This window comes from Actinoplanes sp. M2I2 (assembly GCF_023544445.1).
Taxonomy (GTDB): domain Bacteria; phylum Actinomycetota; class Actinomycetes; order Mycobacteriales; family Micromonosporaceae; genus Actinoplanes.
On sequence record NZ_JALPVJ010000005.1, the window covers coordinates 244,393 to 253,649 of the forward strand.

General features: G+C 69.5%; 14 protein-coding genes and 1 tRNA gene. 10 read left to right on the plus strand and 5 right to left on the minus strand.

The features are described from left to right. Window positions 1-68 precede the first annotated feature (68 nt). From HJC40_RS12065 to HJC40_RS12085, 5 genes are read left to right on the plus strand one after another with little or no spacing between them, the layout of a single operon-like run. Complete coding sequence (locus tag HJC40_RS12065) at window positions 69-851, plus strand: A24 family peptidase (protein WP_250000977.1); 783 nt, start codon at window positions 69-71, stop codon at window positions 849-851. Between the two features lie 21 nt (window positions 852-872). Continuing rightward, a complete protein-coding gene (gene pilM, locus HJC40_RS12070; protein WP_250000978.1) occupies window positions 873-1,898 on the plus strand; it encodes a type IV pilus assembly protein PilM in 1,026 nt (341 codons plus the stop codon). After that, window positions 1,898-2,620 (plus strand): hypothetical protein, encoded by a 723-nt coding sequence (locus HJC40_RS12075; protein ID WP_250000979.1) that lies wholly within the window; start codon window positions 1,898-1,900, stop codon window positions 2,618-2,620. Before pilM ends, HJC40_RS12075 begins: the two co-directional genes overlap by 1 nt. After that, window positions 2,620-3,216, plus strand: a complete 597-nt coding sequence (pilO, locus tag HJC40_RS12080) for a type 4a pilus biogenesis protein PilO (RefSeq protein ID WP_250000980.1) — start codon at window positions 2,620-2,622, stop codon at window positions 3,214-3,216. The genes HJC40_RS12075 and pilO overlap by 1 nt, the downstream gene beginning before the upstream one ends. A 51-nt stretch (window positions 3,217-3,267) precedes the next feature. After that, complete coding sequence (locus tag HJC40_RS12085) at window positions 3,268-3,921, plus strand: GntR family transcriptional regulator (protein ID WP_250000981.1); 654 nt, start codon at window positions 3,268-3,270, stop codon at window positions 3,919-3,921. Here HJC40_RS12085 and HJC40_RS12090 read toward each other — a convergent pair. Further along, window positions 3,915-4,763, minus strand: a complete 849-nt coding sequence (locus HJC40_RS12090) for an LLM class flavin-dependent oxidoreductase (protein WP_250000982.1) — start codon at window positions 4,761-4,763, stop codon at window positions 3,915-3,917. The two genes, HJC40_RS12085 and HJC40_RS12090, sit on opposite strands and share 7 nt — an antisense overlap. Window positions 4,764-4,892: 129 nt before the next feature. Here HJC40_RS12090 and HJC40_RS12095 point away from each other — a divergent pair, with 129 nt between their 5' ends. Together HJC40_RS12095 and HJC40_RS12100 are read left to right on the plus strand one after the other, a co-directional pair. Further along, on the plus strand, window positions 4,893-5,282 hold the full coding sequence (locus HJC40_RS12095) for a response regulator (protein WP_250000983.1): 390 nt from the start codon (window positions 4,893-4,895) through the stop codon (window positions 5,280-5,282). Between the two features lie 48 nt (window positions 5,283-5,330). Beyond that, a complete protein-coding gene (locus HJC40_RS12100) occupies window positions 5,331-5,786 on the plus strand; it encodes a PleD family two-component system response regulator (protein ID WP_250000984.1) in 456 nt (151 codons plus the stop codon). Window positions 5,787-5,838: 52 nt separating this feature from the next. On the opposite strand, the gene HJC40_RS12105 is transcribed toward HJC40_RS12100, so the two are convergent. Both HJC40_RS12105 and HJC40_RS12110 read right to left on the minus strand, forming a co-directional pair. Beyond that, window positions 5,839-6,414 (minus strand): 3'-5' exonuclease, encoded by a 576-nt coding sequence (locus HJC40_RS12105; protein ID WP_250000985.1) that lies wholly within the window; start codon window positions 6,412-6,414, stop codon window positions 5,839-5,841. A gap of 20 nt (window positions 6,415-6,434) precedes the next feature. Then, window positions 6,435-7,319, minus strand: a complete 885-nt coding sequence (locus tag HJC40_RS12110; protein ID WP_250000986.1) for a fructose bisphosphate aldolase — start codon at window positions 7,317-7,319, stop codon at window positions 6,435-6,437. Between the two features lie 58 nt (window positions 7,320-7,377). On the opposite strand from HJC40_RS12110, the gene HJC40_RS12115 reads away from it, so the two are divergent. The 3 genes from HJC40_RS12115 to HJC40_RS12125 all read left to right on the plus strand — a co-directional run bounded on the left by HJC40_RS12115 (window position 7,378) and on the right by HJC40_RS12125 (window position 8,330). Beyond that, a complete protein-coding gene (locus HJC40_RS12115; RefSeq protein WP_250000987.1) occupies window positions 7,378-7,602 on the plus strand; it encodes a hypothetical protein in 225 nt (74 codons plus the stop codon). A gap of 135 nt (window positions 7,603-7,737) precedes the next feature. Further along, a complete protein-coding gene (locus tag HJC40_RS12120) occupies window positions 7,738-8,127 on the plus strand; it encodes a hypothetical protein (protein ID WP_250000988.1) in 390 nt (129 codons plus the stop codon). Then, on the plus strand, window positions 8,124-8,330 hold the full coding sequence (locus HJC40_RS12125; RefSeq protein WP_250000989.1) for a hypothetical protein: 207 nt from the start codon (window positions 8,124-8,126) through the stop codon (window positions 8,328-8,330). The genes HJC40_RS12120 and HJC40_RS12125 overlap by 4 nt, the downstream gene beginning before the upstream one ends. A gap of 150 nt (window positions 8,331-8,480) precedes the next feature. Here HJC40_RS12125 and HJC40_RS12130 read toward each other — a convergent pair. Next, window positions 8,481-8,553, minus strand: a tRNA-Ala gene (locus HJC40_RS12130). 71 nt (window positions 8,554-8,624) lie between these two features. Beyond that, entirely contained in the window at window positions 8,625-9,218 is a 594-nt protein-coding gene (locus HJC40_RS12135) for a YqgE/AlgH family protein (protein ID WP_250000990.1), read from the minus strand. Window positions 9,219-9,257 lie beyond the last annotated feature (39 nt).

Below are 9,257 nucleotides of genomic sequence, written 5' to 3' on the forward strand. Positions count from 1 at the left end.
CATCCCGTGACCGGGTGGCGCCGAGCGGCGCCACCCGGCGCACCCCGTAGAGGCCGAGGAGGAACGCGATGCCGCTGATGCTCATCGCCGTCGCCCTGTTCGGTCTCGCCGTGGGCTCGTTCCTCAACGTCGTGATCTACCGGGTGCCCCGCGACGAGTCGCTGGTGCACCCACGGTCGCACTGCCCGGCCTGCGGGGCCGAGGTCCGCAACCGGCACAACGTGCCGGTGCTGGGCTGGCTGATGCTGCGCGGCCGGTGCGCCTCGTGCGAGGCGCCGATCAGCCCCCGCTACCCGCTCGTCGAGGCCGGCACCGCCGTCCTGTTCGTCGCGGTGGCGGCCCGGTTCGGGTTCTCCTGGGAACTGCCCGCCTATCTCTACCTGGCGGCGATCTCGGTGGCGCTGGCCGCGATCGACCTCGACGTGATGCGCCTGCCCGACAAGATCGTCCTGCCCTCGTACGCGGTGGCCCTGGTCCTGCTCGCCCCCGCGGTGATCGCCGAGCGCAGCTGGTCGACGGCCGGGCGGGCGCTGCTCGCGGCGGCCGTCCTCTACGCCGGGTACTTCGTCCTCGCGGCCATGCCGCGCGGGATGGGCGGCGGCGACCTCAAGCTGGCCCCGCTGCTCGGCTTCTATCTCGGCTGGCTCGGCTGGAGCTCGGTGGCCATCGGCGCGTTCGCGGCCTTCCTGCTCGGCGGCCTCGTCGCCGCGGTGCTCATGCTGCTGCGCCGGGCCAACCGCAAGAGCCGCATTCCCTTCGGCCCGTACATGCTCGCCGGCGCGTTCCTCGCGGTCTTCGCCGGAGCGCCCATCGCGCAGTGGTACTCGTCCCTGCTCGTCCCCACCGTCTGAACATCGCAAGGAAGGAGACCGATGGCTGGCGTCATCCCGATCGGGCTGGACATCGGCACGTCCTCCATCCGGGCCGTCGAGGTCCGGCGGGCCAAGGACGACTACACGTTGTCCAACTTCGGCCAGGTCCCGCTGCCGCCCGGCGCGGTCACCGGCGGCGCTGTCCAGGACACCGTCATGGTCGCCTCGGCCCTCAAGCAGCTCTGGGCGGCCTGCAAGTTCGGCACCAAGAACGTCAACCTCGGCGTGACCAACCCGCAGCTGGTGGTCCGCGAGATGTCGGTGTCCAACCTGCCGGCCAAGGAGATGCGCCAGGCCCTGCCGTTCCAGGTGAAGGACGCGCTCCCGCTGGCCGTCGAGCGCTCGCTGCTCGACTTCTATCCGCTCGAGGAGCCGGGCGACAACCCGACCGTGCGGGGTCTGCTCATCGCCGTGCCCAAGGAGGCGGTGATGAACGCGATCGAGGCCGTCGAGAAGGCCGGCCTGCACGTGAAGTCGGTCGACCTGGCCTCGTTCGCGCTGCTGCGCGCCGCCTCGCGGCTGGACACCCAGATCGAGGCGATCGTCGACATCGGCCTCGACGTCACGAGCCTGGTCGTGCACGCCGACGGCCAGCCGCTGATCGTGCGGACCGTGCCGCGTGGCGGCCAGGAGATCACCGACAGCATCGCCACCCGCCTCGGCGTCCCCCAGCCCGAGGCCGAGGAGCTCAAGCGCCGGTACGGCCTGCACGGTGACGGCCGGCCGGACGGGGTGGAAGCCGCCGAGGAGGCGGTCCGCCCGCTGGTCAGCGAGCTGCGCAGCTCGTTCACCTATCTGGCCTCGAGTGAGCGCCACCTGCAGGTCACCCGGCTCGCCCTGTGCGGCGGCAGCGCGTTGATGCCCGGCCTGGCCGAGCACCTGCAGAACCAGTTGCGGATCACCGTCATGTACGCCGACGCCGCCAGCCGCCTGCGCGACACCCGCAAGGGCCGTGAACGCGGCTTCGACAGTTTCGTGCCCTCGGCCGCGGTGTCGATCGGCCTGACCCTGGGAGCGGCAGCCTGATGACCACCACCCAAACCGCCCTGATGCCGGTCGACCCGGCGATCTCCCCGGCCCAGGCCTCCCGGGTCCTGACGATCCGGGCCAACCTGCTGCCCGAGGAGATCCGGGCCGGTCGCAGCGCCCGCCGCACCCGGTTCGTGCTGATCGGCGCGGTGCTCGCCGTCGTGGCCGGGCTCGGCGGCTGGTACATGGTCGCGGTCCACCAGCTCGACACCGCGAACGAGAACCTGACGATGGCCACCGATCAGGTGGCCCGCGCCCAGAACGAGAAGAAGAGGAACTCCGCGGTCACCGGGACCATCACCGACGTGAAGACCGTGCAGCAGAATCTCAAGGCGCTGATGGCCCTGGACCTGCCGTGGGCCACCGACACCGACCGGCTGCGCGCCGACGCCACGGAGGCCGATGTCACCATCGACTCGATCTCCGGGAACCTTATCGAAGACGCCGGCGCCGCGCCGGGCACCCCGGCCGGCGCCGCCCCCGACGCGACCCGGGCCGTCGCGACGCTCGCGATCACCGGCAAGGCGCCGGACAAGAAGCACGCCGCCGCGTTCCTCGACCTGCTCGCCAAGCACAAGGGTGTGACCGACCCCTATCTGACGACGGCCTTCGAGGCGCAAGGCAGCCCCGAGGTCACGTACGCCCTCACGGCCAAGTTCACGGCGGCTGCCCTCTGTGGCCGGTTCACCACCGCCTGCGCCCCGACCGGCGGCAACTGATGGATGCCCGGCGTGCGAACCGGATCTGGCTCATCGGCGGGATGGTCGCGATCGTCATTCTCGTGGCCGCCGCCTGGCTCCTCGCCATCTCGCCCAAGTTCGCGGAGGCCGACGAGGTGCAGGCGTCCGCCGAGGACGCGTCCATCCAGCTGACCCAGTTGCGCAAGGAGGTGGCCGCGCTCAAGGACCAGAACGCGAAGAAGGCCACCTACCAGGCGCAGCTCGACTCCCTGGTGACCCACCTGCCCGAGACCTACGGCATGCCGGTCTTCCTGCGGGCGCTGCAGGACGCCGGAGCCGCGACCGACGTCAAGGTCAGCCAGGTCAGTATCGGCGGCACCACCGCCTCGACCCAGGTGCCGGCGGCGGTCGAAGTGCCCATCTCGCTCACCATCTCCTCCGGGAAACTCGCCAACCTCAGCCGGTTCCTCGTGCAGCTCCAGGAGACGCAGAGCCGGGCCGTCCTGGTGGAAGCGGTCACGATGTCAGACGACGAAGAAGCCACGGCGAACCTCACGGTCACCGCCTTCTGCACCACTGCCGACCTCTCGGACAGCGCCAAGCGGGACCGCACCGATCTCTGCGCGGTGGGGTGAACCGGGTGGGCGGTCGGTGGACTCCATTGTCACCCTGAGTACCCTGCCCGTATGTCTTACGCGGTCCCACCGACCCGTACCGCAGCGGTCGTCCGCCAGTTGCGTAACGAGATCGTCACCGGAGAGCTGCCCCCCGGCACGCTCATCAAGGATGCCGAGCTCGCCGCCCGCCTCGGTGTCAGCATCACGCCCGTACGCGAAGCGATAGCTCAGCTCAGCGTCGAGGGCCTGATCGACATCGCGCCCAACCGCACCCGGCACGTCACCCGGGTCACCCAGAAGAACGCGCTCGAGCTGATCGACGTGATGAGCGTGCTGGCCTGCGCCGGCTTCGAGTGGGGCGTCGACAACCTCACCGACACGCACATCGAGCTGTTGCGTCAGCGCCAGGCCGAGTTCGTCGAGGCCCTCGCGGCCGGCAACGTGCTGGCGGCCGGGGCGGCCGGCGCCGACTTCAGCTCGATCGTCATTCTGGCCAGCGGCAACCGGGAACTGCAGTCCATGGTGGACCTGGTGGTCGCCCGCACCATGCGCATCCTCGCGATGACCGCCGAGAGCGGCCTGTGGAGCATCTGGATCGAGGGACACGACGCGATCGTGCGGCTGCTCACCGAGGGCGACCGCCGGGGCGCCCTCGAGCGCTACCGGCAGATTTACGTCGACTACCGCGCCCGGGTGGAAGCCGAGCTCTTCGAGGATCAGTGACCCGCTCGTAGGATCCCGGCGACCCCCTCGATCGCCGGCGGCCGCACCGCGAAACGGCTGATCCCCCACCGGTTCTCCACCTGCCGCAGCTTGGCGGCGATCTCGCCCTGGGTGCCGATCAGGACGTACGGGCAGGCCACCAGGTCGGCCTCGTCGGTGTCCGCCTCCTTCGCGTACGCGGAGTAGGCCGCACCACCGTCGTCGGTGACCTCGAACCGCTGGACCAGGGCCTCGACCGGCTTGTCACCGCACAGCTCGACCTGGGCGTCGACCTGGTCGCGCCGCCAGCGCGTCGTGTGCCGGTGCCCGTCGGAGAGCGTGCGCCCCAGACCGGAGAGGCCGATCAGGTCGGCGTGCTCCGAAGCCCAGCGCAACAGCCGGGTGTTGCCCCCGCCGATCAGCAGCGGCACCCTGTCCTGCACCGGACGCGGCTTCTCCAGTCCGTCGCCGGCCAGCATGCGGGTGGTCGCCTCGGCGACCGCGATGCAGTGATCGATCCGGCCGTTCACGTCCGGCCGCACCCGGCCGACCGCCGCCCACTCGGCCGGCGTGTGCCCCGCCCCCAGCCCCAGCCCGGCGCGCCCACCCGAGACGACGTCCAGCGTGGCCACATCCGAGGCCAGCAACAGCGGCTCCCGGACCCCGGCGTTCGACACGTACGACCGCAGGCGGATCCGGGACGTCACCGCGGCCGCGGCGGCCAGCGCCACGAACGGCGAGGCGCACGACCCGGGGTGGTCGGGGACGTTGAGCGCCTCGAAGCCGATCTCCTCGGCGTTCCGGGCGAGATCGAGCCAGCCGGCGGCGGTTTCGGGCAGGGCCTGCAGCGCAAAGGTCACCATCCCGCGATCCTGGCTGCTGCCCGGGGCCGGGCGACAGGAAATTTCACCACCGGCGAATCCCCGGCCCGTTTTCCTCTCGCCCGCGCCGGCCGCGCCGATGAGCGAGGTGTCCCACCGGAAAGGACACTTATGACGACCGACCTCATCCTCGTCGCCGAGGACGACAGCGACATCCGTGACCTGCTCACCGTGACGCTGGAGTCCGCCGGCTTCCGCGCCGTCACCGCCAAGGACGGGCACACCGCGGCGCGCATCCTGCAGGTCGCCCGGCCCGCCGGCCTGATCACCGACGTGCGGATGCCGGCGGTCAACGGGCTCGAACTGTGCCGCCGGGCCCGTCTCGACCCGGCCGGCCGCGACCTGGCGATCGTGGTGATGTCGGGCGACACCCGGGCCCACGACGTCGAAGCCGGCCTGGCGGCGGGAGCCGACCGCTACCTGGCGAAACCGCTGTCACCCCGTCGCGTCGTCACCGAGCTGCGCGAAATCCTCGCCGAACGCCGCGCGGCCTCCCGCTGAACCGCCCGGCACTCCCCAGCCGTTTGTCGTAACAGGAGGTAGAGAGAAATGACCGTGCTCACCGCACCGCCGCTGGAAACCGACGCCTTTCTCCGCGCCATGTCCTCAGCCCCGATCGCGGCGCCGCTGTCCCCCAGCATCCTGATCGCCGACGACGATGACGACGTGCGCGACGTGATCGAGTTCCGTCTGCAGGTCGCCGGCTATCGCACGCTGACCGCCGACAACGGCCGGTCGGCCCTGAGCCTGGCCATCGAGCGCCGCCCCCGGGTCATCATCCTCGACGTCACGATGCCGCAGATCGACGGCCTGACCGTCTGCAACCGCCTGCACGCGACCGCGTGCACGGCCGAGATCCCCGTCCTGATGATCAGCGGCAACGGCGACGACCACGACCGCGAGCTGGGCCTGGCCGCCGGCGCCGACGACTACCTGCCCAAGCCCTTCACGTCCCACGAGATGATGCGGCGGGTCAACTGGCTCCTGCTCTCGGCCGGCCGCTGACGACCGTCCGTTCAGGACCGGCCCGGCCGCCGGGTCACCGATCTCGAGACGGTCAGAGCTCGATCAGCGAGTGCCCGGACTCCCGCAGGTGCCGCAGCGTCTCGAGGATCGAGTAGCAGTCGGCCAGGGCGTCGTGCTCCCGGTCGAGGCGGGCGGCCAGGCCCAGCTCGAAGGCGAGGCGGCCGGACGAGAGGCCGATGGTCGCCGGCAGCACCCGGTTGAAGTAGGTCCGGATGTTGACGAACGGTGGCAGCCCGCGCTTCGGTGTGCGGCCCTGGGGCACCTGGAGCACGAGGTTCTCGCCGAGGATGACCATGTCATTGCCGTACGAGAGAACGTAGTGGTCGTCGCAGAAGTCGAGGAAAGCGTCGAGCGCGTCCGGGAACGGCAACCCCCGCTCGTCGACCGCCGCCTGGGTGATGCCGGTCAGATCCTGGAAGTAGCCGGAGAGCGACGGGTTGCGTTCCGGCCGCACCAGCTCGTTGAACTCGCCGGTGGCCCCGAGGGTGTCGGTGTCGACCCGCAGGGCGCCGATCTGCACGACCTCACGGAACTCGCCGGGCCGTGACCAGCCGTGCTCCTGCGAGCCCTCCCACGCCGTGAACTCCAGGTCCAGAATGATGATCACCAACCGAACCTACTGGATCTTCACGGTCCGACCGAGGCTCGAAAGATGGCCTGAACGGCAACGTCCAGCGTCCGGTTGAATTCTTCGTCACTCTGCTGGTACCGCAGGTCCTGCATCAGCGCCCGGGAGAAGCTGGCGATCAGCCCGTGGTTGCGGTCGAGCCGTTCGTCGGCCTCCTGCTGGTTGTAACCGCCGGAGAGGGCGACGACGCGCAGCACCTTGGGATGGGCGATGAGGTCGCTGTAGAAGTCGTCGACGCTGGGCAGGGAGAGCTTGAGCATGACCGGCTCGTCCAGGTCGGCCAGGCGTTCCAGGATGCCGCGCTTGAGCAGCTCCTCGGCCTGCTGCTTGCCGTCGCTGTGGATGTCGACCTCGGGCTCGAGGATGGGCACCAGCCCGGCGCCGAGGATCTGCCGCGCGTAGCCGAACTGCTGATCGAGCACGGCCCCGATCCCCGAGGTGTCGGCCCGGCTGACGAACGACCGCATCTTGGTGCCGAAGACCCGCCGCTCGACGGCCCGTTCGAGCAGCCCGTCGAGCCGCGTGAACGGCTTCATCAGCCGTACGCCGTCGCCCTCGTCGGCCAGGCCCTCGTCCACCTTGACGAACGGCACGATGCCTTTGCGCTGCCAGAGATAGTCGGGGGTGCTCACCCCGTCGACGTCCCGGTCCATCGTCTGCTCGAACAGGATCGCCCCGAGCACCCGCTCCCCGGTGAAGGCCGGCGACGCGATGATCCGCGCACGGAAGGCGTGCATGAGGTCGAACATCTCGCGTTCGCCCGAGTACGCCGACTCGGGCACCCCGTACAGCGCCAGAGCCTTCGGTGTGCTGCCGCCGCTCTGATCCAAGGCGGCGAAGAACCCGTTCCCGTCAGCGATCCTGGCTTGCTGCTCATTCCTCATGAGTTCAGCCTTCCCCGCTCCGGGCCCATCGACGCCGTCTGCTGGGTCACGTAACCGCTTGCAACCGCGGTGGGGCTCGGTCCTGTCGATCTTGTCGATCGGCTCGTTCGGCTCCGTGCTGTCGATCGGCGCCTTCGGGTCGCTGCTGTCCATCGGCGTCTTCGGCGCGGTCGCGGCCACCGGTTCGTACCTGATCGCCGGCCTCGTCGTCGTGGCGGTCCTGATCGGGGTGCTCGTGATCGGCTCGGCCGGTCGAGCGCTCACCAAGGTCGCAGCCCGCTGAGGAGGCGGCCGGATAGAAAACACCCGGACGTCTGTCCGGGTGTTTTCGGGCTGGAGCTGGAGGGATCGACCCCACGGATCTGGCACGAAGTTCGTCTTACCCGCCAGACCCGAGCAAAGGCCTGATGATGGTCAGGTGGATGTTGACTGGGGCAATGCGCCGGACTGGGTTCAAGCGCTTGGCGCAACCGGGGCCTTGCTCTTCATCGGCTTTCAGTACAAGCGCGAGCGGAAGGTCGAACGTAGATCCAGACATGAGGCCGAACGGCTCCGACTTCACGCTGAGAGTGCGCACGCGCGGTCGATTTCAGTTGAGCACCACTCGGAGGGCGGGGCAGGCGTCAAGATTGTCGACTGGATATTCACCGTTCACAACGAGTCGGACAGAGCCATCCGGAACGTTCGCATTCTGGTTCAAGGTCCTGACGGCGAAGTTGTCAGCCCGGCCGGGACGAAAAAACTCGAGAACGGCATGACTGTGGGGCCCGCCATGTTTCGCCGCGCGTCGGCGCTGAGCAAGCGATGACGATGCGCTTCGAATTCGAAGGCCATTTGGAGGACTACGACCTCGATCAACCTCATCCAGACGAGGGCTGTTCGTGGACCGTCTTCTTCACAGACTGTGCCGGGTCGCGGTGGCGCATCGAAGAAGCAGGTTTTCTCGAGCGCATCACCGACGACGCGCTACTAGTCGAAAGCGTGCCAGGATCTGGAATCCAGACCCGTTGACCCCGGCCACTCGGTCGACAAACCCCTTGATAGCCACCACCGCGATCCACCCGCTGATCGTGGAAGCGCGCGCCAAGGCCTACGAATGATCCGGCATGGATCTGGCACAAAGCGAAGGCCCGGACCGAGGTCCGGGCCTTTTCGCAAGGGTGGAGCTGAGGGGACTCGAACCCCTGACCCCCACACTGCCAGTGTGGTGCGCTACCAGCTGCGCCACAGCCCCTTGCCGTCCCGGTTTCGCCCGGGCACGGAGGAAATACTACACACCCGCGAGCGGGGTCTGCCGGGACCCCCTCAGTTCAGGGTGGGGTCGGGCGGGAAGTGGGCCACCGCGGCCAGGATGTCGCCCTGGCGGCGCAGGACCATCGCCCACAGGTCGTCGGGGCGGGTCATGAACGGGTCGCCGGGCAGGGCGTCCAGCAGGAACCAGGAGCCGGAGGCGATCTCCTCCTCGAGTTGGCCGGCCGACCAGCCCGAGTAGCCGGCGAAGACGCGGATGCCGTTGAGGCTCTCGCGCAGGCGCTCGGGATCGGCCGAGAGGTCGACCGTGCCCAGCGCCCCGGACACCTGGTGAAAGCCGGAGAGCCGCTTTTTCACGTCGGGCCGGGTGCGGGCCAGGCAGATCGCCGACTCGGGCTGCACGGGGCCGCCCTCGAACAGCACCGCGGGATCGCCCGCCAGCTCGCCCCAGCCGCCCAGCACGTCGGCGACGGGCACCTCGGTGGCCCGGTTGAGCACCACGCCGAGGGCACCGCCGGTTTCGTGGGCGACGAGCAGCACGACCGTACGGTCGAAGTTCGGGTCCTTGAGGGTCGGTGTCGCCACCAGCAGCCGGCCGGTCATCGACTCCATCGACCGGCCTCCGATCCGCTGCCCCTCGCTATACATAAGCAGTCCCCACCAACGCCATGCATCGCACATTAGCCC

Coding starts and splice junctions, on each gene's coding strand:
- HJC40_RS12110 (WP_250000986.1), bottom strand. CDS start 7,319: ATGAGGAATGAGCAGCAAGCCAGGATCGCTGACGGGAACGGGTTCTTC.
- HJC40_RS12100 (WP_250000984.1), top strand. CDS start 5,331: ATGACCGTGCTCACCGCACCGCCGCTGGAAACCGACGCCTTTCTCCGC.
- HJC40_RS12135 (WP_250000990.1), bottom strand. CDS start 9,218: ATGTATAGCGAGGGGCAGCGGATCGGAGGCCGGTCGATGGAGTCGATG.
- HJC40_RS12095 (WP_250000983.1), top strand. CDS start 4,893: ATGACGACCGACCTCATCCTCGTCGCCGAGGACGACAGCGACATCCGT.
- HJC40_RS12075 (WP_250000979.1), top strand. CDS start 1,898: ATGACCACCACCCAAACCGCCCTGATGCCGGTCGACCCGGCGATCTCC.
- HJC40_RS12125 (WP_250000989.1), top strand. CDS start 8,124: ATGACGATGCGCTTCGAATTCGAAGGCCATTTGGAGGACTACGACCTC.
- pilO (WP_250000980.1), top strand. CDS start 2,620: ATGGATGCCCGGCGTGCGAACCGGATCTGGCTCATCGGCGGGATGGTC.
- HJC40_RS12065 (WP_250000977.1), top strand. CDS start 69: ATGCCGCTGATGCTCATCGCCGTCGCCCTGTTCGGTCTCGCCGTGGGC.
- pilM (WP_250000978.1), top strand. CDS start 873: ATGGCTGGCGTCATCCCGATCGGGCTGGACATCGGCACGTCCTCCATC.
- HJC40_RS12090 (WP_250000982.1), bottom strand. CDS start 4,763: ATGGTGACCTTTGCGCTGCAGGCCCTGCCCGAAACCGCCGCCGGCTGG.
- HJC40_RS12085 (WP_250000981.1), top strand. CDS start 3,268: ATGTCTTACGCGGTCCCACCGACCCGTACCGCAGCGGTCGTCCGCCAG.